Source organism: Nisaea sediminum (assembly GCF_014904705.1).
GTDB classification, from domain to species: domain Bacteria; phylum Pseudomonadota; class Alphaproteobacteria; order Thalassobaculales; family Thalassobaculaceae; genus Nisaea; species Nisaea sediminum.
Map to the genome: position 1 here is coordinate 578166 of NZ_JACZCQ010000001.1, position 23087 is coordinate 601252.

22 protein-coding genes are annotated in these 23087 nt (G+C 63.5%); 14 read left to right on the forward strand and 8 right to left on the reverse strand.

Translation table 11 applies throughout. The features are described 5' to 3' along the window. The first annotated feature begins 3 nt into the window (after positions 1–3). The 9 genes from IG122_RS02735 to lpxB all read left to right on the forward strand — a co-directional run bounded on the left by IG122_RS02735 (position 4) and on the right by lpxB (position 9778). Complete coding sequence (locus IG122_RS02735) at positions 4–1233, forward strand: 1-deoxy-D-xylulose-5-phosphate reductoisomerase (protein ID WP_193180170.1); 1230 nt, start codon at positions 4–6, stop codon at positions 1231–1233. Positions 1234–1275: 42 nt separating this feature from the next. After that, positions 1276–2409: an RIP metalloprotease RseP gene (gene rseP / locus IG122_RS02740; RefSeq protein ID WP_193180172.1), complete on the forward strand. Its 1134-nt coding sequence runs from the start codon at positions 1276–1278 to the stop codon at positions 2407–2409. 141 nt (positions 2410–2550) lie between these two features. Further along, complete coding sequence (gene bamA, locus IG122_RS02745; protein ID WP_319024797.1) at positions 2551–4854, forward strand: outer membrane protein assembly factor BamA; 2304 nt, start codon at positions 2551–2553, stop codon at positions 4852–4854. Continuing rightward, complete coding sequence (locus tag IG122_RS02750; protein WP_193180175.1) at positions 4811–5413, forward strand: OmpH family outer membrane protein; 603 nt, start codon at positions 4811–4813, stop codon at positions 5411–5413. Before bamA ends, IG122_RS02750 begins: the two co-directional genes overlap by 44 nt. A gap of 15 nt (positions 5414–5428) precedes the next feature. Further along, complete coding sequence (gene lpxD, locus IG122_RS02755) at positions 5429–6463, forward strand: UDP-3-O-(3-hydroxymyristoyl)glucosamine N-acyltransferase (protein WP_193180176.1); 1035 nt, start codon at positions 5429–5431, stop codon at positions 6461–6463. Further along, positions 6460–6936, forward strand: a complete 477-nt coding sequence (gene fabZ / locus IG122_RS02760) for a 3-hydroxyacyl-ACP dehydratase FabZ (protein ID WP_193180177.1) — start codon at positions 6460–6462, stop codon at positions 6934–6936. Before lpxD ends, fabZ begins: the two co-directional genes overlap by 4 nt. A 5-nt stretch (positions 6937–6941) precedes the next feature. Further along, a complete protein-coding gene (lpxA, locus tag IG122_RS02765) occupies positions 6942–7748 on the forward strand; it encodes an acyl-ACP--UDP-N-acetylglucosamine O-acyltransferase (protein ID WP_193180178.1) in 807 nt (268 codons plus the stop codon). Positions 7749–7757: 9 nt separating this feature from the next. Further along, positions 7758–8591 carry an LpxI family protein gene (locus IG122_RS02770; RefSeq protein WP_193180179.1) on the forward strand — a complete coding sequence of 278 codons (834 nt, stop codon included), beginning with the start codon at positions 7758–7760 and terminating at the stop codon, positions 8589–8591. Next, a complete protein-coding gene (gene lpxB / locus IG122_RS02775; protein ID WP_193180181.1) occupies positions 8588–9778 on the forward strand; it encodes a lipid-A-disaccharide synthase in 1191 nt (396 codons plus the stop codon). Before IG122_RS02770 ends, lpxB begins: the two co-directional genes overlap by 4 nt. Before the next feature lie 79 nt (positions 9779–9857). Here the strand turns inward: lpxB and gltA are convergent, their stop codons facing one another. Both gltA and gltX read right to left on the reverse strand, forming a co-directional pair. Beyond that, positions 9858–11159: a citrate synthase gene (gltA, locus tag IG122_RS02780; protein WP_193180183.1), complete on the reverse strand. Its 1302-nt coding sequence runs from the start codon at positions 11157–11159 to the stop codon at positions 9858–9860. Positions 11160–11245: 86 nt separating this feature from the next. Continuing rightward, entirely contained in the window at positions 11246–12640 is a 1395-nt protein-coding gene (gltX, locus tag IG122_RS02785) for a glutamate--tRNA ligase (RefSeq protein WP_193180185.1), read from the reverse strand. Positions 12641–12732: 92 nt separating this feature from the next. Between gltX and IG122_RS02790 the strand changes: the two genes are divergently transcribed. Both IG122_RS02790 and IG122_RS02795 read left to right on the forward strand, forming a co-directional pair. Further along, positions 12733–14829, forward strand: a complete 2097-nt coding sequence (locus IG122_RS02790) for a ComEC/Rec2 family competence protein (RefSeq protein WP_193180187.1) — start codon at positions 12733–12735, stop codon at positions 14827–14829. A gap of 83 nt (positions 14830–14912) precedes the next feature. Beyond that, a complete protein-coding gene (locus IG122_RS02795) occupies positions 14913–15227 on the forward strand; it encodes a hypothetical protein (protein ID WP_193180188.1) in 315 nt (104 codons plus the stop codon). 34 nt (positions 15228–15261) lie between these two features. Here the strand turns inward: IG122_RS02795 and lexA are convergent, their stop codons facing one another. The 6 genes from lexA to IG122_RS02825 form a co-directional block, all read right to left on the reverse strand. Then, the gene (lexA, locus tag IG122_RS02800; protein WP_193180190.1) at positions 15262–16041 is read right to left on the reverse strand and encodes a transcriptional repressor LexA; all 780 of its coding nucleotides are present in this window, start codon (positions 16039–16041) and stop codon (positions 15262–15264) included. A gap of 101 nt (positions 16042–16142) precedes the next feature. Then, a complete protein-coding gene (locus IG122_RS02805) occupies positions 16143–17396 on the reverse strand; it encodes a molybdopterin molybdotransferase MoeA (protein WP_319024798.1) in 1254 nt (417 codons plus the stop codon). Continuing rightward, positions 17386–17865: a cyclic pyranopterin monophosphate synthase MoaC gene (gene moaC / locus IG122_RS02810; protein ID WP_193180192.1), complete on the reverse strand. Its 480-nt coding sequence runs from the start codon at positions 17863–17865 to the stop codon at positions 17386–17388. The genes IG122_RS02805 and moaC overlap by 11 nt, the downstream gene beginning before the upstream one ends. A gap of 31 nt (positions 17866–17896) precedes the next feature. Beyond that, positions 17897–18703, reverse strand: coding sequence for an indole-3-glycerol phosphate synthase TrpC (gene trpC, locus IG122_RS02815; RefSeq protein WP_193180194.1), 807 nt, complete (start codon positions 18701–18703; stop codon positions 17897–17899). Continuing rightward, positions 18696–19745 (reverse strand): anthranilate phosphoribosyltransferase, encoded by a 1050-nt coding sequence (trpD, locus tag IG122_RS02820; RefSeq protein WP_193180196.1) that lies wholly within the window; start codon positions 19743–19745, stop codon positions 18696–18698. Before trpD ends, trpC begins: the two co-directional genes overlap by 8 nt. After that, complete coding sequence (locus IG122_RS02825) at positions 19742–20374, reverse strand: anthranilate synthase component II (RefSeq protein ID WP_193180198.1); 633 nt, start codon at positions 20372–20374, stop codon at positions 19742–19744. Before IG122_RS02825 ends, trpD begins: the two co-directional genes overlap by 4 nt. A gap of 130 nt (positions 20375–20504) precedes the next feature. Between IG122_RS02825 and IG122_RS02830 the strand changes: the two genes are divergently transcribed. The 3 genes from IG122_RS02830 to IG122_RS02840 all read left to right on the forward strand — a co-directional run bounded on the left by IG122_RS02830 (position 20505) and on the right by IG122_RS02840 (position 22984). Further along, positions 20505–21590 carry a divergent polysaccharide deacetylase family protein gene (locus IG122_RS02830; RefSeq protein ID WP_193180200.1) on the forward strand — a complete coding sequence of 362 codons (1086 nt, stop codon included), beginning with the start codon at positions 20505–20507 and terminating at the stop codon, positions 21588–21590. Positions 21591–21610: 20 nt separating this feature from the next. Then, the gene (locus IG122_RS02835) at positions 21611–22075 is read left to right on the forward strand and encodes a GNAT family N-acetyltransferase (RefSeq protein WP_226893273.1); all 465 of its coding nucleotides are present in this window, start codon (positions 21611–21613) and stop codon (positions 22073–22075) included. A gap of 78 nt (positions 22076–22153) precedes the next feature. Then, positions 22154–22984, forward strand: coding sequence for a sulfotransferase (locus tag IG122_RS02840; RefSeq protein ID WP_193180204.1), 831 nt, complete (start codon positions 22154–22156; stop codon positions 22982–22984). Positions 22985–23087: the final 103 nt, after the last annotated feature.

Here is a 23087-nt window from a genome sequence, read left to right on the forward strand (position 1 = left end):
GAAATGCAAGACTCTGACAGGAAGTCGGTTTCTATTTTGGGCGCGACCGGATCGGTCGGCGGCAGCACCGTCGATCTGCTTCTGGCGAACCCGGAGCGGTTCTCGGTCGAGGCGCTGACCGGCGGACGCAATGTGGCGCGGCTTGCCGAGCTTGCCCGAGCCTTGCGCCCGGAGTTCGTCGCCATTGCCGACCCGTCCTGTTACGGCGCGCTGAAAGAGGCCCTGTCCGGCAGCGGGATCGAGGTTGCGGCGGGCGACAAGGCGGTCTGCGAGGCCGCGGCCCGCCCGGCGGACTGGGTGATGGCGGCGATCGTCGGTTGTGCCGGGCTGTTGCCGACGCTGACGGCGGTGCGCCGCGGTGCCACGGTGGCACTCGCCAACAAGGAATGCCTCGTTTCAGCGGGCGACATCATGATGCGCGAGGTCGCGGCCGCAGGGGCGACGCTGCTGCCGGTGGATTCCGAGCACAACGCGATCTTTCAGGTCTTCGAGCAGGACCGGCGGGAAGCGATCGAAAAGATCGTCCTGACCGCGTCCGGCGGGCCTTTCCGTGAGGCGTCGCTCGTGGAAATGGCAAATAAATCCCCCGCCGAGGCGGTCGCGCATCCGCGATGGGATATGGGGGCCAAGATTTCGGTCGATTCTGCGACCATGATGAACAAGGGGCTGGAAGTGATCGAGGCGGCGCATCTCTTCGCGTTGCCGGAGGACCGTATCGACGTTCTGGTGCATCCGGAATCGATCATTCACAGCCTTGTCGCCTACCGGGACGGGTCGGTGCTGGCGCAGCTCGGCACGCCGGACATGCGGACGCCGATCTCTTATGCGCTGGCCTGGCCCGACCGCATGCCGACCAATGTCCGCCCGCTCGATCTCTCGGAAATCGCGACGCTGACCTTTTCCGCGCCTGACATGGCACGGTTCCCGGCGCTTGCCCTGGCGCGGGCGGCGCTTCGGTCAGGCGGCGCTATGCCGGCCGTCCTCAATGCGGGTAACGAGATTGCCGTCGAGGGATTCCTCTCGGGCAAACTCGGATTTACCGGCATTGCCGAGCTCGTCGAGGAGGTGATGGAGGCAGTCGATCCGGCCGCTCCGGATACGATCGACGACGTGATCGGGCTCGATCGCGAGATCCGGGCTGAAGCGTCCAGGCGCCTCGATCGACGCGTCTCGTCCGGCGCGCGCCTACCGGATGCTGACAGCGCCATTGAGATCGGTGCCGGTCGTCTCTAAATAGTACCAACATCCACGAAAACTCCGAAGGTCGTGTCCATCATGGAATTCCTGTCCGGTTTCGCCGGGAGCCTCATCCCGTTTCTGCTGATCCTGACCGTGCTCGTTTTCGTTCACGAGCTCGGGCATTACTGGGTCGCGCGGCGGACCGGCGTCCGGGTCGAGGTGTTCTCGATCGGTTTCGGACCCGAAATCTTCGGTTTCGACGACAAGCACGGAACCCGCTGGAAGTTCTCCGCGATCCCGCTCGGCGGCTATGTGAAGATGTTCGGCGATGCCGATCCCGCCAGTGCGACCTCGGAGGGGCTGGCGGAAATGACGCCGGAAGAGAAGGCGGTCTCGTTCCACTACAAGTCGGTCGCGCAGCGGACTGCCATCGTCGCAGCAGGTCCCGCCGCGAACTTCCTCTTCGCCATCATCCTGCTCACCGGCATGTTCATGGTCGTCGGCCAGCGCTACGCGCCGGCGACGATCGACGAGGTGATGGCCGGGAGCGCCGCCGCCGAAGCGGGGCTGGTCGCCGGCGACCGTGTGCTCGAGGTCGATGGCGCCGAAGTAACCCGTTTTGCCGACCTGCAGATGGTTGTGCGGGAGAATCCGGGAAGGGCGCTGCCGATGCGCGTGCAACGCGGCGATGCTGAACTGACCTTTTCCGTCACGCCGAAAGAGGTCGTGACCGAGGACAATTTCGGCAACGTCCTGCGCTTCGGCCAGCTCGGCGTGAAAAGCCACAATGTCGAATTCGTCAAGCACGGCCCGGCCGCGGCACTCTGGAACGCGACCCTCGAGACTTACAATCTGACAGCGCAGACGTTGCGCGCGGTCGGCCAGATGATCACAGGTGCGCGTGGTACGGAGGAACTCGGCGGTCCGATCAAGATCGCGCAGATGTCCGGCGACGTCGTGCAAATCGGCTGGGCGATGACCTTCTGGTTCATGGCGGTGCTGTCGGTCAATCTGGGCCTGATCAACCTGTTCCCGATTCCGGTTCTCGACGGCGGCCATCTTGTCTTCTACGCGGCTGAAGCGATTCGAGGAAAGCCGCTGAACGAGCGCTTCCGCGAATATGCGTCCGTCGCCGGTCTCTCGCTGGTGATCGCGCTGATGGTTTTCGTAACCTGGAACGACATCGTGAACCATCCGCTCGTGCAGAGAATTGGCGATATTTTCGGTTGAGCCGGGGCGGGTCCGGCACCATGCGGGGGACGATTTCGAATTTTCAACGGAATCACCGGTTTAATGCGTGTTCCATCCCGTCTATAGTCCGCCCCCAAGGTGACCTTCACAGGGTTATAAGAATTGATGGCGGAGTTTGACGTGTCGGCACGACTGGCGCTTGCCCGTTTGTTTGTTGCCATTGCGGTCGTTGCGGCGTGTTTCCTGGGGACTCCGTTGCTGCCCGGCGGCATCTCACCGGCCGTGGCGCAGACCATGCAGGTCGACGAGATCGAGGTGGTCGGAACCCAGCGCGTGGATCCGGAGACGGTCCGGTCCTACATGTCGGTGAAGGTCGGCGATAGCGTGGACGCGGCGATGCTCGACCGCTCCCTCAAATCGCTCTTCGGAACAGGCCTGTTCGCCGATGTCAGCATCCGGCCGGAAGGACGCCGTCTGATCGTCACCGTGGTCGAGAACCCGGTGATCAACCGCATCGCCTTCGAAGGCAACAAGCGGATCAAGGACGAGGAACTGGAGCGCGAAGTGGAGCTGCGGCCGCGGCGGGTCTTCACCCGCACCCGCGTCCAGCAGGACGTCCAGCGCATTCTGAACGTCTACCGTCTCAGCGGGCGTTTCGCTGCCACCGTCGAGCCGAAGGTGATCCAGCTCGAGCAGAACCGGGTCGATCTCGTGTTCGAGATCGACGAGGGGCCGTTGACTCGTATCCGCTCGATTTCGTTCATCGGCAACAAGGAGTTCAGCGACTCGAAGCTGCGCGACAAGATCCAGACCAAGGAATACGCCTTCTGGCGGATTCTCACCACGACCGACACCTATGACCCGGACCGGCTGAGTTTCGACCGGGAATTGCTTCGGCGCTTTTACCTCAGCGAGGGCTATGCGGATTTCAAGGTCGTCAACGCTGTTGCGGAGCTGACGCCGGATCAGAAGGATTTCGTCGTCACCTTCACACTTGAGGAAGGCGAGCAATACACCTTCGGCGACATCGATTTCGATATCCGGCTGAAAGGCATCGAGGCGGAAGCGCTGCGGCCGCTGATCCAGACCATCCCGGGCGAGACCTACGACGCCGATCTGGTTGACGAGTCCGTCGACCAGATCACCGATTATCTCGGGACCCTCGGTTTCGCCTTCGTCGATGTGCGCCCGCAACCGACCCAGGACCGCCAGGGCCGAACCGTCGGCATCACCTATTTTGTCGGCGAGGGACCGAAGGTATTCGTCGAGCGCATCAATATCGAGGGCAACGTCCGGACCCTGGACCGGGTGATCCGGCGCGAGTTCCAGCTCGCGGAAGGCGACGCCTTCAACACCTCGAAGATGCGCCGATCGAACCGCAGGATCCGTAATCTCGGATTCTTCAAGAAGGTCGAGGTGACCAACCGGGAAGGCTCACAGCCGGACCGGACCGTCATCACAGCGAATGTCGAGGAGCAGTCGACCGGGGAGATTTCCTTCGGTATCGGCTTCTCCACGGTGGACAGCATCATCGGCGATATCGGCATCCGCGAGCGCAACCTGCTCGGCCGCGGGCAGGACCTCCGGCTCAAGTTCTCGGGCTCGGTCAATCGCCAGCAGTTCGACCTCGGCTTTACGGAACCCTATTTCATGGACCGCGACGTTTCGGCCGGAGTGGATCTGTTCCGCATCATCCGCGACGAAACCGACGACAGTTCCTTCAAGGAGGAAAGCACGGGTATCCGCTTCCGTGCCGGGTATGAGCTGGCCAACGATCTCCAGCACTCCGTGAACTATCTTCTGAAGACGACGGAAATCCGGGATGTGGAGGACGATGCCTCGCGATTTGTCCGGGACCAGGAAGGCTCCGAGACCGTCTCGCAGGTGGGGCATGTGCTGTCCTACGATACCCGGGATAACCGGACGGATCCGACGGAAGGCTATTTCGCGAGCATTTCGAACGATATCGCGGGCCTCGGCGGCACGGTCGCCCATCTGCGCACCAACGTTCGCGGCGCCTATTACGTTCCGATCTATGAGGATTATGTTCTCGGGCTGATCGGAGAGGGCGGCCATATCGTCGGTCTCGGGGACGATGTCGGAATCGCCGAGCGCTATTTCGTCGGAGGCAACAATTTCCGAGGCTTCGCCCGCAATGGTATTGGTCCGCGAGACTCGACCAGCAGTGATGCATTGGGCGGCAATACTTACTATGTTGGTACAGCCGAGGTTGGATTTCCGCTGGGGCTTCCAGGAGATCTTGGGATCAAAGGCTTCGTCTTTACGGACGTCGGATCGCTCTATGGCATCGACGACAGCGGCGCCGAGATTGTCGACAGCTCGAAATTGCGTGCGTCTGTCGGTACCGGCATCGCTTGGGCTACGGCTTTCGGCCTGATTCGCATCGATGTCGCACAAGCAGTTTTGAAGGAAGATGTCGATGACACTGAAATCTTTAGGTTCAGTTTCGGAACGCGCTTCTAGGTTACTTGCCGGGATCGGGCTTGCTCTCGTTCTGACGGTTGCGGTCTGCATCGCACCTGCGGTCGCGGTGAACGAGATCGAGCCGGTTAGCGTCGCCGTGGTCGACGCCCAGCTCGTCATGCGGCAGTCGGACGCCGCGAAGATGATCCGCGAGCAAGTCGAAGCGCGCCGGAAGATCTACGAGAAGGAATACCAGCAGCGTGAGGCCGAAGTCCGCGAGGCGGAAAAGGCGCTGCCGCAGCAGCGCGCGATTCTTGCGAACGACGTGTTCCAGGCACGGTTGCGCGAGCATCAGGAAAAGGTCGCTTCGCTTCAGCGCGACGGGCAGTCGATGAAGCGGCAGCTCGACCAGGCTTTCGGGCGCGCCAACGGCAAGGTGCGCGAGGCGATGATCGAGATCGTTGCCGAAGTGGCGAAGGAGGCGAATGTCGGCCTGGTCCTGTTCAAGAACCAGATCTTTCTCGGCGACCGGAAGATCGACCTGACCGAAGAGGTCATGGTTCGGCTCAACAAGCGCCTGCCGAAGGTCGACGTGACCTTTTCCGAAGCTGCGAACTAGCGCTGGCTGCCGCACATGCCGGACAAGAGATTCTTCAGGAAATCTGGAACCTATTCGATCGCGGAGCTGGCGGAGCGGGTCGGCGGCGAGCTGATCAATTGCCCTAACCCCGGCTATGTGATCGAGGATGTGGCCGCGGTCGAGGAGGCCACGGCGGCGGATATCTGTTTCGTCGAGAACCGGCGTTATGTCGGCGCGCTAGAGAGCTCTAAGGCGGCCGTCTGCCTGCTGCCGCGCAACATCGCGGACCGGGCACCCGAAACGGTCGCGCTGATCGTCAGCGAGCGGCCGCGCCGGGCGTTCGCGAAGATCGCGGCGCTGTTCTACCCGGAGGAGGAGGAACCCGCCGGCATCGATCCGTCTGCCCATATCGATCCGAGCGCCACCCTCGGCGAGGGGTGCTTCGTCGGACCCGGCGTGACGATTGCAGCCGATGCCAAGCTCGGTGCCGGTGTTCGTGTCCGCGCCGGGGCTGCCGTCGGACGCGCCGTCGAGATCGGTGCGGGAACGGTGATCGGCGAGAATGCGTCGCTCAGTCATTGTTTGGTCGGGGAACGGGTGGTGATCTATCCCGGCGCCCGGATCGGAACCTGTGGCTTCGGCTTCGAGGTCGACGAGACCGGGCTGATCAAGATGCCGCAACTCGGGCGGGCGATCATCGGGGACGATGTCGAGATCGGCGCGAACAGCTGTATCGACCGCGGAAGCGGGCCCGATACGGTGGTCGGCCGCGGCACCATGATTGATAATCTCGTGCAGATCGGCCACAACGTACAAATCGGAAAAGGCTGCATAATTTGCGGCCAGGTTGGCGTTGCTGGAAGCGCTCGGATCGGTAATTACGTGGTGCTGGCCGGACAGGTCGGTGTCGCGGGGCATCTGGAACTCGGGGACGGAGTGCAGGCCGCGGCGATGTCCGGGATCAGCAATTCGGTCGACCCGGGCCAGAAAATAGGCGGCGCGCCCGCTGTGCCCATCAACGAATTCCGCCGTCAGGTTGGGGCGTTGAGAGCCTTGGGGCGACGCAAGAAAGACCAGGAGAGCAAATGAGCGCCGCAGATTCGGAAACAGAAAACGTCACGCAGACCGATATCGACGTAAACCGGGTGATGGAACTGATTCCGCACCGCTATCCCTTTCTGATGGTGGACCGGATCGAAGAGATCGAACTCGGCGTCAAGGCGGTCGGCATAAAGAACGTTTCCATCAACGAGAACTTCTTCCACGGACACTTTCCGGCCCGTCCGGTTTTCCCGGGTGTGCTGATCATCGAGGCGATGGCGCAGACGGCGGGCTGTCTCGTCGTGGCGACGCTCGGTCCGGATGCGGAAGGCAAGCTGGTCTATTTCATGACCATCGACGATGCCCGCTTCCGCAAGCCTGTGGTGCCGGGCGACCAGATCAAGATTCATGTCGAGAAAGCGCGCAATCGCGGACCGGTCTGGAAATTCACAGGCGCGGCGAAAGTCGATGGCAACCTCGTCGCGGAGGCCACCTTTTCCGCCATGATCGTGGACAAATAGAGCCGATGACATCAGCAGAGCGGAAGATCCACCCGACCGCGATCGTCGATCCGGCGGCCGAGATCGGCAAGGGCGTCGAGATCGGGCCATACTGCGTCGTCGGGCCTAACGTTGTCCTCGGTGACGGCTGCCGCCTGAAATCCCACGTGGTGGTCGAAGGCCGCACGCGGATCGGTCCGGGGACGGAGATTTTCCCCTTCGCCTCGATAGGGCATATTCCGCAGGATCTGAAATATGGCGGCGAGCCGTCGGAGCTCCATATCGGTGCGAAAAACGTGATCCGGGAACATGTGACGATGAATCCGGGCACGGAAGGCGGCGGAATGCTGACGAAGGTCGGCGACGGCTGCCTTTTCATGGCGAGTTCCCACGTCGCGCACGACTGCAATGTCGGCGACAATGTGATCCTGGCCAACAATGCCACTCTGGCCGGGCATGTCTCGGTTGGCGAGTTTGCCATCCTCGGCGGCCTCAGCGCGGTGCGTCAGTTCTGCCGTATCGGCAAGCACGCGATGGTCGGCGGGCTCACCGGAGTGGAAAACGACGTCATTCCCTTCGGCCTCGTTATGGGTGATCGGGCGCGACTTTCCGGTCTCAACCTGATCGGCCTCAAGCGGCGTGGATATACGCCGGAGCAGATCTCCGAACTGCGAAAGGCTTACCGCCTGCTCTTCGCGAACGAGGGAACGTTCCAGGAGCGGGTCGACGAGGTTGCGCGGGAATACCAGGACCACGAAGCGGTCGCCGAGATCGTCGACTTCATTCGCGCCACCAGCAGCCGCGGCGCGATCTGCCAGCCCAGCAAGGACTGAGGTCGGGCCATGCCCAAGCTCGGAATTCTGGCCGGCGGCGGGGTTCTTCCCCGGCGGATTGCCGAACGCCGTCTCGAAAGCGGCGACGGTGTCTTCGTCATCGCCTTCGAGGGGCAGACCGACCCGGAGACGGTCGAGGGGCTGGAGCATGCCTGGATGCGCCTCGGAGCGACCGGCGCGACCCTGAAGAGGCTGAAGGAGGCTTCGGTCGAGGAAGTCGTCATGGCGGGACCGATGCGTCGTCCGGCCTTCTCCGATCTCAGTCTCGATCTGCGGTCCGCCAAGGCCTTGGCCCGTGCCGGTCGCAAGGCCTTCGGCGACGACGGACTGCTCTCCCTGATCATCGAGGAGCTTGAGCGCGACGGCTTCCGGGTTGTCGGAATTGACGACGTGCTCGGCGGATATCTGATGCCCGAGGGCACTCTGACCGATGCCGTCCCGGGCGAAGCGGCACGGCAGGACATTTTCCGCGGACTCGAGGTCCTGACGGCTCTCAGCCCGGCCGATGTCGGCCAGGCGGTCGCGGTTCAGGAGGGGCTGGTGCTGGCGGTCGAAGCTGTCGAGGGCACCGACGCGATGGTCGCGCGGGCCGGACAACTGAAGCGGAGCGGGGCGCCGGGCCCGGTTCTGGTGAAGATCAAGAAACTCGGCCAGGAGCGGCGCGCCGATCTGCCGACCATAGGTGTTGAGACGGTTCGCGGTGCGGTCAGCGCGGGGTTCCAGGGGATCGCCGTCGAGGCGGGCTCGACCATTCTGGTGGACCGGGAGGCCGTGGTTGCGGCGGCGGATGCGGAAGGGCTCTTCCTGACCGGGATTTCCGCGTTGCGGGACGAAAGAAGATGAGCACGGAAGAGACGGGTGCGCCGCTGGTCTATCTGATCGCGGGCGAGGCCTCCGGCGACGTTCTCGCCGCCGGTCTGATGCGGTCCCTGAAGCGCATGACGGGCGGGAATATCCGCTTTGCCGGGGTCGGCGGCGACCTGATGCGCCGGGAGGGGCTGGAAAGCCTGTTCCCGATCTCGGAGATGGCGGTCATGGGGGTGTTCGAAATTCTGCCCCATGCGCCGAAGCTGCTCCGCCGGATCCGGCAGACCGTCACTGATATCCTATCGAAGCAGCCGGACATCCTCGTCACCGTGGATTCGAAGGCTTTCAGCCTCCGGGTGCAGAAACGGCTGAACAAGCTCCGCGCCAAGGGAGGGACGGTCGATTTCCCGCTCGTGCACATGGTTGCGCCCACGGTCTGGGCCTGGCGTCCTGGGCGGGCCAAGGCGATCTCCCGTTTCCTCGACCGGCTTCTGGTCCTGTTTCCGTTCGAGCCGCCCTATTTCGAAGAGCATGGGCTTAAGACGGTTTTCGTCGGACATCCCGCTTCCGTTCAGCCGCAAGGAGACGGGTCCCGTTTGCGCGCCCGTGCCCAGATCCCGCCGCGGGCGCCGGTGCTTGGGGTTCTTCCCGGCAGCCGGCCGGGAGAGGTTCGCCGCCTGATGCCGATTTTTGCCGATACCGTCCGACGGCTGATTGCGCGCTATCCGGATCTTCGCATTCTGGTGCCGACCGTCTCCGGCGTTGCCGAGGAGGTGAGGGAAACGGTCAAGGACTGGCCGGGCCGTCCGGTCGTCCTTGAGGGCGAAGCGGAGAAATACGACGCGTTCGATGCGATGAACGTGGCGCTCGCCGCCTCCGGCACTGTCACACTCGAACTCGCGCTCGCCGGCGTGCCGACCGTGGTGGCCTACAAGGTCAGCCCGCTTTCCGCGCCTATTGGCCGGAGGCTGGTCAATCTGGATGCCGTGGTTCTGGCAAACCGGATTCTCGGGCGGGTCGTGCAGCCGTTCTTCCTGCAGGAGAACTGCATACCGCAGGCACTCACGGTCGCGGCGGCGCGGATGTTCGACGACACCCGGGCGCGTGCCGACTGTGCCGCCGCCGCACGCGATCTCAGGGAAGCCCTCGGAACCGACGATGCCTCTCCGTCGGATACCGCCGCGTTCGCCGTTGCCGCAGCGGCCGGGATCGCCCTCAAGTAGATCCGGGAGTTTCCAATATCGGCGAAAAAAACGGCGGCACCGAAGGGCCGCCGTCTGGTTTTTCGTTTCGGGGGAGGTCTCAGCGTTTGTCCCGCGGGGCGGACGGGGGGTCGGGCGGGGCGGTGTAGAGCTGGCGCGGGCGGCCGATTTTCGCCTGCGGATCCTCGATGCTCTCCTTCCACTGCGCGACCCAGCCCGTGGTCCGGGCAACGGCGAAGAGCACGGTGAACATGGAGGTCGGGAAGCCCATCGCCTTCAGCACGATACCCGAATAGAAATCGACGTTCGGGAACAGCTTGCGGTCGACGAAATATTCGTCCTCGAGCGCGATCTTCTCGAGTTCCATCGCCAGTTCGAGCAGCGGATCCTCGACGCCGAGCACCTCGAGCACCTCGTGGCAGCTCTCCTGCATGACCTTCGCGCGCGGGTCGTAGTTCTTGTAGACCCGGTGACCGAAGCCCATCAGGCGGAACGGATCGTCCTTGTCCTTCGCCTTCTTGATGTACTCGTTGATGTTGTCCTTGTGGCCGATCTCGTTGAGCATCGTGAGCACGGCCTCGTTCGCACCGCCGTGGGCCGGACCCCAGAGCGAGGCGATACCGGCGGCGATACAGGCGAACGGGTTGGCGCCGGAGGAACCGGCGAGGCGGACGGTCGAAGTCGACGCGTTCTGCTCGTGATCGGCATGCAGGATGAACAGGCGGTCCATGGCCTTCGCCAGAACCGGGTTCATCTTGTAGTCCTCGGCAGGGACCGCGAACATCATGTGCAGGAAGTTCTCGGCGTAGGACAGATCGTTCTTCGGGTAGTTGAACGGCTGGCCGACGGAGTACTTGTAGGCCATTGCCGCCAGCGTCGGCATCTTCGCGATCAGACGGAAGGACGCGACCATCCGGGCATGCGGATCGTTGATGTCGGTCGAGTCGTGATAGAAGGCCGACAGCGCGCCAACGACGCCGCACAGCACTGCCATCGGATGCGCGTCGCGGCGGAAGCCGCGATAGAAGTTGCTCAGCTGCTCGTGCACCATCGTGTGATAGGTGACGTCATGGTCGAACTTGGCCTTCTGCTCCTTGTTCGGCAGTTCGCCGTTGAGGAGCAGATGGGCAACTTCGAGAAAGCTGCAATTGGCGGCGAGGTCTTCGATCCGGTAGCCGCGATGCAGCAGGATACCCTTGTCGCCGTCGATGAAGGTCAGGCCGGACTCGCAGGAGCCGGTCGAGGTAAAGCCGGGGTCGTAGGTGAAGTGGTCGGTCTCAGCGTAGAATTTCCGTACATCGACCACATCCGGGCCGACCGAGGCTTTCAGGACGGGGAGTTCGTAACTCTTGCCGGACTGATTGTCGGTGAGCGTAAAGCTGCCGGTGTTTGATTTGTTCATCCTGAGCTTCCCTTAGTTCTCGTTGAGCGGCCGCTCCACGTTCGGGTGGAGCAACATTGCCGCTAAATCGCGGCGGATATTAATCGTTATTGTGCAGTGCCGCAAACAGCCTTGAGTCTGGCAAGGGTTTCCGCGCGTTCCAGCACCGCTGCGACCTCGAAAATCCCGGGGGAAACGGTTGATCCCGTGAGGGCCGCCCGCAGCGGCTGGGCGAGCTTTCCGAGTTTCAGGTCCGCCTCCTCGGCGACTTCGCGGACGGCGTTCTCGACGGCTTCCTCGGTCCAGTCGGACAGAACCTCCAGGCGCTGGGTGAGCGTCTTCAGATGTCCGATCGCCTCTTCGGTCAGCAGGCTGTTGGCCTTCTCCGTGAAGGGCAGCGGCACGGAGGCGGCGTAGAAAGCGGAATTCTCCGTCAGCTCGACAATGGTCTTGGCGCGCTGCTTGAGGCCGTTCATGCCCTTCAGAATCCGGCTGCGGCCGATCTCACTGATATTGCCGAGCCCATCGACCACGAGATCGGTGAGGCGGGCATCATCGGCCTCGCGGATGTAATGGCCGTTGAGATTTTCCAGTTTGGCGAGGTCGAAGCGCGAGGGCGAGCGGCCGACCGCCTCTAGCGTGAACCATTCGATCGCCTGCGCGGAGGAGATGATCTCGTCGTCGCCATGGCCCCAGCCGAGGCGCAGCAGATAATTGTTCAGCGCTTCCGGGAGGTAGCCCATCTCGCGATAGGCATCGACCCCGAGTGCTCCGTGTCGCTTCGAGAGCTTTCCGCCGTCGGCACCGTGAATCAGCGGGATATGGCCGAACTCGGGCACGTCCCAGTCCATCGCGCGATAGAGCGCGGCCTGGCGGAAGGCGTTGTTCAGGTGATCGTCGCCGCGCAGCACGTGCGTGATCCCCATATCGTGATCGTCGACCACGACGGAAAGCATGTAGGTCGGCGTGCCGTCGCCGCGGAGCAGGACGAAATCGTCGAGCTGCTGGTTCTGCACGGTGACCTCGCCCTGGACATGGTCGACCAGCGTGGTCTCGCCCTCGAGCGGCGCCTTCAGGCGCACCACGGGATCGACGCCGGCCGGGGCTTCGGAGGGATCGCGGTCGCGCCACATGCCGTTGTAACGCATCGGCTTGCCGGCAGCCTTGGCCTCCTCGCGCATGGCCGCGAGTTCTTCCGGCGTGCAATAGCAGAAATAGGCCCGGCCCATCTTCACCAGCTCGTGGGCGACCTCGGCATGCCGTTCGAGACGGGTCGACTGATAGACCGGCTCCTCGTCGCCGAGCAGACCGAGCCAGTCGAGCCCGTCGAAAATCGCCTGCACGGCTTCCGGCGTGGAGCGCGCGCGATCGGTGTCCTCGATGCGGACCAGATATTTTCCGCCCATGTGCCGCGCATAGAGCCAGTTGTAGAGCGCGGTCCGGGCTCCACCGATATGGAGGAAGCCGGTCGGCGAGGGGGCAAAACGCGTAACGACGGACATGGGGCGGTTTCTCGTGATTCCTGTGGATCTGGCGGCGCCGGCGGGGTCTGGATCCCACGGGCGCGGGGCTATTTAGCACATTGGCCGGGGCAGTGCGAGATTGGACGAAAAGCCTCCTGCCGCTTGCCGCGAGGGCCGCGGCAGGACTGGCGCATTTTCAGGAGGCCGAGCGGGAACGGGCCGGACTCTGGCTTCCTGTCGCCCTGGCGGCAGGGATACTGATCTATTTCGATCTGCCGGTCGAACCGCACTTTCTGTCCGGACCAGCCTCCCTGCTGTGCGCGATAATGGTCTTCCTGGCGGTGCGTCAGCGCGCGCTGCCGGCTTTCCTCGCGGGTCTTCTGGTGGTCGGTGCCGCAGGGTTTACGGCGGCTCAGGTCCGCACCCTGAGTGTGGAAGCGCCGGTACTTGAGAGAGGGATCACCGCCGCTGTTGCCGGTGTGGTGGAAACGGTCGGCATGACGCCGCGCGGCCGAAGGATTATCCTGCAGGTGGAAAGTCTTGGGCGCCTGCCTGCGGAGAAGCTGCCGGGACGGGCGCGCGTGCTCCTGCTGAATCGGGACCAGGTCCCTCTGCCCGGCAGCCGGATCCGGGTGTTCGGACGCTTCCAGCCGCCCCCTCCACCGGTGTCTCCCCATGCCTACGATTTTCAGCGCGCACTCTTTTTCGAGGGCATCGGCGCCGTCGGGTTCGCTCTGGCGCCGCACTCCGTCGAAGCCGCCGTTCAGGTGCCCGGCTATAGAGGGAGGGTCGAAGAGCTCCGGCAGGTTTTGTCGGAGCGGATCCGCGATCGCCTCTCCGGCGATACCGGAGCGCTTGCGGCGGCGCTTCTCGTCGGCGACCGGGACTGGATATCCGAGACTGCGGAAACGGCGATGCGCGATGCGGGGATCGCGCATCTTCTTGCCATTTCCGGGCTTCATATGGGGCTGGTCGCCGGCTGCGTCTTCGGTTTCGTCCGCCTGCTTCTCAGTCTCTCGGCCAGAACGGCCCTGCTCTGTCCGACCCGGGTGATCGCGGCGGTCGCAGCCCTGGCCTTCGCGACATTCTACCTGCTGCTTTCGGGCGCTGCGGTCCCGACATTGCGCGCCTATGTCATGACCGCGATCGTCCTTGGCGGGATCGTGCTCGGCCGCCGGGCGATCTCGATGCGGCTGATCGCATTCGCGGCGCTGACCATTCTGCTCTTTCGGCCGGATTATCTCCTGAGTGCGAGTTTTCAGCTCTCGTTCGCCGCCGTTACAGCGCTCGTCGCAGTCTATGAGACCGGTTACTGGAGCGGCGCAACGGGTTCCGACGGTCTGCTCAGAAAGAGCTTCCGCCACCTTCTCCTGCTGGCGCTCACCTCCCTGGTTGCGTCCCTCGCAACCTTGCCGGTCGCGCTCCATCACTTCCAGAAAGCGGCTCTCTATGGCGTCGCGACCAATCTTCTCGCGGTCCCGGCGGCGGGTATGTGGATCATGCCCTGGGGCGTGGCCGCCCTGGTTCTGTTACCGTTCGGATGGGAAGCCGTCGCGCTCGTGCCCATGGGCTGGGGGCTAGATCTGGTGTTGTCCCTCGCCACGGAGATCCAGACTTGGCCATTTGCCACCTATGCGGTGAGTGCAGGTCCCGGCTGGGTCGCGGGAGCTGCGGCCCTGTCGGGCCTGTGGCTCTGCCTGTGGCGATCGCGCTGGCGCTACCTCGGTGTGGCGCCCTTGATCGTCACCTCGGTACTTCTGCTGCTCTCGCCCTGGCGCCCGCCCGCTCTGGTGATCAGCGACCGGGGGCGGGTCATCGGGGTTCATGCCGGCAGTGAGCTTGCGACGAGTTCGGGGCGGAACGGATTCGAGGCTCTTGTCTGGCGCCGCCGCGCAGGTCTGCGGGAAGAGGGCACCGGCAGGCGCTTCGACTGCGATCCGCTCGGTTGCGTGTTCGTGGCCGCCGGCATCGGCACCGTCGCGTGGTCTTCGAGTGCCCAATCTCTGGCGGAGGACTGCCTTAGAGCCGACATCCTTGTAACCCGCATCAGGGTTCCGGAAGGCTGTTCGGTTCCACGGCTGATTCTGGGGCCTCGGGACCTGCGTCCTGGAGGATCGATCGCGGTCTGGTTTGACGGGCCAAGACCCAGAGTGGTTTATGCGCGTTACGTGCGTGGAGAGCGGCCGTGGACCGGACGAAAGACTTTTCCTAAAGCTAAAAAAGATTGAATTTTCTCAAAAAATAGATCATATTATTAAGTGATAGAATTCAACTCCTTAGTGAGTGTCTTTCTCAGGAAGGTGGGCCCGAGGTGGCGGATACGGTCAAAAAACGCGCGTTGAACATTCTGGCCGCGTCTGTTTCCGATGTCGTCGGGCAGAAAAACCTCGCCTATATCGCCATCAAGAAAGCCTCGGACGAAGTCGAGAATGCCGCCCGTCACGAATGGGCGACCTCGGTGTTCGATCAGATTCCGCTGACCAACCGGCGCGAAATCAAGAGTGTCGCGATCAACAAGGCGCAGGAAGAGAAGCGCCATGTTCTTTCGGTGCGCGCCCGTGAGAAGAAGCAGGCGGATGTCCGGATCGCCGATCTCGGCATGATCTGGGGCGGCAACACCCGCTGATCCCTCGGTCGGCGAATGCCGTCCTCGCGTTTCCTCAATATTTCCGCATAAGGCCGACAAGGCAGCCTTGGATTTGCACTTGGTCCGGGCCGAAGATCCGGGTTTCGTAATTCGGGTTGGCCGGCTCCAGCGCGACCGCCGAACCGCGGCGGCGCAGCCGCTTCAGCGTGACTTCGTGCTCGTCGACCAAGGCGACGACGATGCTTCCATTCTCCGCGGTGTCGCAGCGCCGGATGATCACCGTGTCGCCGTCGAGAATGCCTGCATCGACCATGGAATCGCCTGCGACCTCGAGCGCGTAATGTTCTCCCGCACGGATCATCGAGCCAGGGATCGCGACCTTGGCACTGTCGTCTCTCAGCGCCTCGATCGGTGTGCCGGCAGCGATCCGCCCCTTCATCGGCACTTCGACAATTTCCTCGTCGGAACCGGCGGGAAGGGGGGGCGGCGGGGCGCTGGCGGTGGCCGGAGCGACCTCTTCCTCACCGCGTTCGGCGCGGGCGAAGTTGCCGGGAATGACGTTCGGCGTGAAGCCGCGGCTCGCAGGCCGGTCGAGCGCCGCCGGATGCGCGGCTGTCGCGACTTTGGCTGCGGAGCTTGCGTCCGGGGTGCGCAAGATCTCAAGCGCACGGGCGCGGTGCGGAAGGCGGCGGATAAAGCCGCGCTCCTCCAGCGCCGTGATCAGCCGATGGATACCGGATTTCGATTTCAGGTCCAGCGCGTCCTTCATTTCGTCGAAAGAGGGAGAAACGCCGGTCGCTTCCAATCTTTCCTGAATGAACAGCAATAGCTGGTGCTGTTTTTTCGTAAGCATCAGAGACTCCCGTGCCGGTTCCCTCAGGAACAAAAGATAAACATCGGAAATGTTCTACTTTGGTTCCTGTGGCGCGTCAAGCTATTGATTGCACGGGGCGATCAGATCGAAATGGAACCGATGCCGAGCGGGATGATGTCCACTTTCTCTCCCGCAGGTGCTGCGGGCGCATGCGGCGGGCGGATCAGCAGACAATTGGCGTCGGCGAGCAGCGCGAGCATCGAGCTGTCCTGCCGCTCGAAGACCTCGGCCACGGCCTCGCCGTTCCCGTCGAGATGATAGACCGCGCGCAGATAATCCTGCCGCCGGTCGTTTTCCTTCAGCGGCTTCGCCAGCCGGGCCTTCAGGACCGTCGTATGCGGTTCGGTCCGTCCGAGCATGGTGGCGATCGCCGGGCGCAGGAAAATCGTGCCGCAGACGATGGTCGAGACCGGATTGCCCGGCAGGCCGAGGAGCGGCGTTCGTGCGATATGCCCGAAGATCAGAGGTTTGCCCGGCCGCATCGCGATCTTCCAGAAATCCAGCTCCAGCCCGTCCGGTCCGAAGGCGTCGGTGCCGAGGGCCTGACGTATCAGGTCGTGCTCGCCGACGGAGGCGCCGCCCGTCGTGATCAGGATGTCCGCGCCGCGCGCCCCGCGCACCATGGCCTGGATGCCTTCGACGGTATCCGGCGCGATGCCGAGCAGCGTCGGTTCGCCGCCGCAGGCGCGCACAAGCGCGGCCAGCGCATAGCTGTTGGAGCTGACGATCTTGTTGGGACCGGTCGGGTCGCCCGGGCGGATGATCTCGTCGCCGGTCGGCAGGATCGCGACGCGCGGTTTCCGTCGAACCTCGATCCAGGGCACGTTCATCGCCGCGGCCATGCCGACATCGCGGGCGGTCATCACCTTGCCGGCCTTGATGCGGATGTCGCCCTCGCGGAAATCGAGGCCGGCCGCACGCACGAACGCGCCGGTCTTCGTGGCCTCTGTCACCTCGAGCGTGGCGCCGTCCGCTTCCGCGGTGGCGTTCACGTCTTCCTGGATCACGATGGTGTCGGCCCCGTCGGGAATGGCGCCGCCGGTAAAGATCCGGACCGCCTCGCCAGGGCCGACCGTGCCTTCGAAGATGTGGCCTGCAGGAGCGGTCCCGATGCGTTTCAGCTTCGCGCCCGCTTCAGCCACGTCGGCGCCGCGCACCGCATACCCGTCCATTGCCGAGACCGCCTCCGGCGGCTGGGTGCGCCGCGCGGCGATGTCGGCGGCGGCGGTCCGGCCATGAGCCTCGGTCAGCGGAACTTCCTCGGCCGGCATCAGCGGCATCGCCGCGAGGATGCGCTTCAGGGCTTCCTCGACTGGCAGCAGGTCACTCGCCATGCCAGTCTCCAGATTTGCCGCCCGATTTCCGGATCAGGCGGATGTTCTCGAGCTTCATGCCCCGGTCGACCGCCTTGCACATGTCGTAGACGGTGAGGGCGGCGACGCTGACGGCGGTCAGCGCTTCCATCTCGACGCCGGTCCGGCCCTTGAGCTTGCAGGTGGCGGTGATGTCGACCGCATTGCGCGCGGGATCGCAGTGGAGGTCGACCTTCACGGAGGTGAGGGCGAGGGGATGGCAGAGCGGGATCAGGTCCGGCGTCTTCTTAGCTCCCATGATCCCGGCGAGGCGCGCGACGGAGAGCACGTCGCCCTTTTTCACACCGCCATCCACGATCAGCTTCATGGTTTCCGGAGCCATGGTCACCGTGCCGGCCGCGGTCGCGATCCGTTCGGTGATCTCCTTGTCACCGACATCGACCATGGCGGCATTGCCGCGCTCGTCGAAATGGGTCAGTTCGCCCAACATTTCCTCCCGATGGCTCTTGCGGCCTTCTGGTTCAGGCGACCGCCGGGACGGGATCGCTCAGCAGGGCCCTGGTGGCGGCGGTGACGTCGGCCTGCCGCATCAGGCTCTCGCCGACGAGGAAGCAGCGGGCGCCGACGGCAGCCATGCGGGCGAGGTCTGACGGCGCATAGAGGCCGCTCTCCGAGATGAGTGTCCGCTCGGCCGGTACCCGTGCCGCAAGTTCCTCGGTTACCGCGAGATCCGTCACCATGGTTTTCAGGTTGCGGTTGTTGATGCCGAGCAGCGGCGATTTCAGCGCCAGGGCGCGGTCCAGTTCGTTGCCGTCATGCACTTCGATCAGCACGTCCATGCCGAGCTCGAAGGCGAGCGCTTCCAGCTCCGACGCCTCGGCGTCCTCCAATGCGGCCATGATCAGCAGGATGCAATCCGCGCCGAGCGCGCGCGCTTCCCAGACCTGGTAGGGATTGAGCATGAAGTCCTTGCGCAGCGCCGGTAGCGTGACGGCGGAGCGCGCGGCGACGAGGAAATCGTCGTGGCCCTGAAAATAGGGAACGTCCGTCAGCACCGAAAGGCAGGTCGCACCGCCCGCCTGGTAGGCTTCGGCAAGGCGGGGAGGATCGAAATCTGCGCGGATCAGTCCCTTGCTCGGCGAGGCCTTTTTGATTTCCGCGATCAGTCCGTATCCGCTGCGCGAGGCCGCCGTCAATGCCTTGGCGAAGCCACGGGGCGGCGAGGCGTCGCCGGCACGGGCCTTGATATCGGCAAGCGGGCGCGCGGCCTTGCAGGCGGCAACGTGCTCGCGCTTGTCGGCGCAGATTTTCGCCAGTACGTCACTCATCGTCCGCCGCCTCGTTCAGGCTGTTGGTAACCCGGATCAGGTCGTCGAGACGTGCGAGCGCCTTGCCGCTGTCGATCACCTCGGCGGCCATCGCGACACCGTCCTTCAGATCGGAGACCTTGTCGGCAACCATCAGTGCCGCGGCACTGTTGAACAGAACGATGTCGCGGTAGGCGCCCGGCTTGCCTTCGAGCAGCGCGCGCAGCGCCTTCGCGTTCTCTTCCGGCCCGGCACCCTTCAGGTCCTCCGCTTTCGCCAGCGGCAGACCGGCATCTTCCGGGGAGATTTCGAAAGAGCGCACGGCGCCGTTCTCCAGTGCGGAGACATAGGTCGGGCCTGTCGTCGTCACCTCGTCGAGCCCGTCGGAACCGTGCACCACCCATGCCTTCTCGGAACCGAGCCTCTGGAGCACGTGCGCGACCGGTTCGACCCATTCCTTCGCGAACACGCCGACAAGTTGCCGTTTCACGAAGGCGGGGTTGGAGAGCGGGCCGAGCAGGTTGAAGATCGTTCGTGTTCCGAGCTCGACGCGGGTGCCGCCGACGTGACGCATCGCGGAATGGTGCCGCGGCGCCATCAGGAAACAGATTCCGGCCTCGTCGATCGCCTTCTGCACCAGGCTCATGTCGCATTCGTTGTTGATGCCCAGGGCGGTCAGCACGTCGGCCGCCCCGGTGCGAGAGGAGAGGGCGCGGTTGCCGTGCTTGGCGACCGGGATCCCGGCGCCCGCGAGCACGAAAGCGCTGGCGGAGGAGATATTGTACGTCTTGGCGCCGTCGCCGCCGGTGCCGACCGTGTCGATCGCGTCGGCCGGTGCCTTGATGCGCAGTGCCTTCGCCCGCATAGAGCGGGCGGCGCCTGTGATTTCCTCGACGGTCTCGCCGCGGACCCGGAGCGCCATCAGGAACCCGCCCATCTGAGCGGGCGTGGCATTGCCCGTCATAATGATGTCGAACGCGGCCTCTGCCTGTTCTTCGGACAAGGTGGCGCCCGTCGCCACATGCCCGATGAGCGACTTCATGTCCTGGATGTCGCCACTCATGTCCCGGTCTTCCTCAGTTCGGATTCCAGAACATCGAGCGGCTTCAGTGGTTCGGCATTGACGCCTGCGATGCGGAGGAAGTTCTGCAGCAGCTTGTGGCCGTGCTCGGAGGCGATGCTTTCCGGATGGAACTGCACGCCGTGCACCGGCAGCTCGCGGTGCTGCAGCCCCATGATCATCCCATCCTCGGTCTCGGCGGTGATCTCGAGGCAATCGGGCAGGGTGGCGCGGTCGACCACGAGCGAATGGTAGCGCGTCGCGTCGAACGGGCTGGGCAGGCCTTCGAACACACCCTTGCCGGTGTGGCTGACTTTGCTGATCTTGCCGTGCATCGGGATCGGGCCGCGGGTGATCTTGCCGCCGAAAGCCTGTCCGATCGATTGCAGTCCGAGACAGACGCCGAAGACAGGAACCTTTCCGGCCGCCGCCTCGATGAGCGGCAGGCAGATGCCAGCGCGGTCGGGATCGCACGGTCCCGGGGAAAGCACGATGCCCTGCGGGTTGAGCGCCATCACTTCATCGACCGAGATCTTGTCGTTACGATGAACGACGACCTCGACACCCAACGATCCGAGAAAGTGCCACAGATTGTAGGTGAAGCTGTCGTAGTTGTCGATAAGTATGAACATTTTCAGTCTTTTATCGAATTCAGTTGAAGTAAGATCGAAGGCTCTTCTAGTGTTTATAGCAAGTGGCCAAGCTTGCGAATAGAGACTGCCCCGCGAGACAGGGCTTGGCAAATTTTTTTGGGTCCGGTGCATGGCGCGGAAACGCAAGGCGAGCAGCAGGTTTGGCAAGGCGGCAGTCGCGCTTGGCGCCGGCGGTTTCATCGCGGCCGTTTTCGCTGCCGGACTCTGGGCGGGGATGCAGTTCGGGAGCGATCCGGAAACCGTGCCCGTTGCCGCCGCACCGCGCGCCGCCTCGCCTGTTCCGAAGAAGGCTCCGCCGAGTGCTCCGGGGCCGTCGGACCAGGCGGCGATGGACCGTCTGGTGGCCCGTATCGCGGAACCCGAGCCGGAACCGGAACCCGTTGCGACGCCGCTCCCGGCGGCTGTTCCCGCGCCCTCCCTGCCGGTAAAGCCTGCTGTTCGCAATGACCCGCTCGCCTGGGTCAAATACGCCGTCTCCGTCACGCCGCAGCCGGGACTGCCGATGATCGCGCTGGTGATCGACGATGTCGGCATCGACCGGCGCCGTTCGGATGCGGTGGTCGCCCTCCCTGGCCCCCTGACGCTGTCCTACCTCACCTACGCGCAGGATATCGCTGAACAGGCCGCCAACGCGCGGGCTCACGGTCACGAGCTGATGGTGCATATCCCGATGCAGCCGAAGAGCGCCGATGCGGATCCGGGGCCGAACGTCCTCAGAATCAGGGACGACCGGGCCGAACTGGCCCGCAAGCTCGACTGGGGCCTGTCGCGTTTTTCGGGCTATGTCGGCATCAACAATCATATGGGCAGCCGGTTTACCTCCGATCGGACCGGAATGGACGCGGTGATGGCGGCGCTGGCGCCGCGCGGCTTGTTCTTCCTCGATAGCGTGACGGCGCCGGATACCGCGGGGCCCGAGGCGGCGGCGGCGGCCGGCGTCCCGGTTCTGAAGCGCGATGTTTTCCTCGACAACGAGGACTCGCCCGAAGAGGTGCGTTACCGGCTGGAGCAGGTGGAGAAGATCGCACGCCAGACCGGCAGCGCAATCGCCATCGGGCATCCGCACGACGCGACCATCACCGTGCTCCGGGACTGGATTCCGGATGCAAAGGCACGCGGTTTTGCTATCGTGCCGATAACGGCGCTTGTCCGCAGGCGCTATCCCGCGTTATGGCAGGCGGCGGGACGTTCCTGAGAGCGGAAAAGGAAGTCGCTTTGATCGACTGGACATTCGTAACTTTTGACGAGCTGACCGGCGCGGATCTCTACGATATCCTGCGCCACCGACAGGACGTTTTCGTCCTGGAGCAGAAGTGTTTCTATCCGGATATCGACGGCAAGGATCAGGTCGCTCGTCATCTGATCGGACGGGGAGCGCATAATACGTTTCTCGCTTATCTGCGGATCCTCGGTCCCGGCGATTATTACGACGAGCCGGCGCTCGGCCGTGTGCTGGTCACGCCGGCGGCGCGGGGCCGCGGCATCGCCCGGACCCTGATGCAGGAGGGGCATGCGCGGGCGAGGGCGCTTTATGGCGATGTGCCGCTTCGACTCAATGCGCAGGCCTACCTCAAGGATTTCTATCAAAGCGTGGGCTACGAGATCATCCGCGGTCCGTATGACGAGGATGGCATCCCGCATTATGAGATGCTGATGAATCCGGCGCACAAAGCCGCCTGACGCCGAAAACCGCATGATGAATTCAAGTGAGCTGGCACGCTGCGCCGATGTCGAGTGTCTGCCATCGGGAGGGTTTCTATGAGTGGAGCATTGTCTCCGGAACGGCAGAAGCTTCGACAGGTGATCGCCCAAGCGGAACAGGAGCGGAATGTCGCTCTGATCAAGAGCCTGATGAAGTTTTCATTCGACAATGACTGTTTCGAGGAACTTCTCGAGTTGAACCGGATCGTGGAGCGGTTCAGTGACAGCAATCGGGGCGTGGATCTGTCCCGGGCGCTTCTCGAAAGAAACCCGAACTTGCCGAGCGTACTGATAGTCGCCTTGCCGAGATCCGGGAGCACTTATCTCAGGGACAGCGTGATCAACACGTGGGGATTCAAGAATTACCTCTGCTACAATTCAAACGAGCTGGGCTTCACCGAGTGCGATGGGCTTTATTCCAGCAAACTCGGGTTGGGGGGCCTGATTTCCCGCATGCATTCGGAAGCGAAAGCCGCTGAGCTCGAAAAGATCGAGCAGTCGGGTATTTCGAAACTGGTACTGCTGATCCGAAACCCGATAGATTCGACCGTTTCTCTGCTCAGAAGAGAAGGATTGGAAAACCCGGATCAGGACCGTGCCAAGCAACTGGTCCGCCAAAACATTACATGGCTCCGTGACTGGAAAGACCAGAAAGACCGGCTCAAGGACCGCTGTCTTGTATTGCGCTACGAGGACGCAGTGCGCGATTGGGCTGGCGCCGTGCGAGACGTGGGCGAGTTTTACGGCTTGGACCGGCTTGAGCCTGTTGTCGCCGGAGAGCAGTCAAAGAACAGGTTCAATCTGGACCTCGACTTGGGCGACGACCTGCATGAACGGATCATGCAAGGTGAAAGCTGTCTGGGAATTGAGGAATTTTATCGCTGGTAAGGGCTGGAACGGCAGGCCTATTCCTTCTTTAGGGCGAAACATCCCCGACATCCGCATAGACGTAAAACAGACGGCACGGGCAACAGGTATCCCTGTTGCCCGT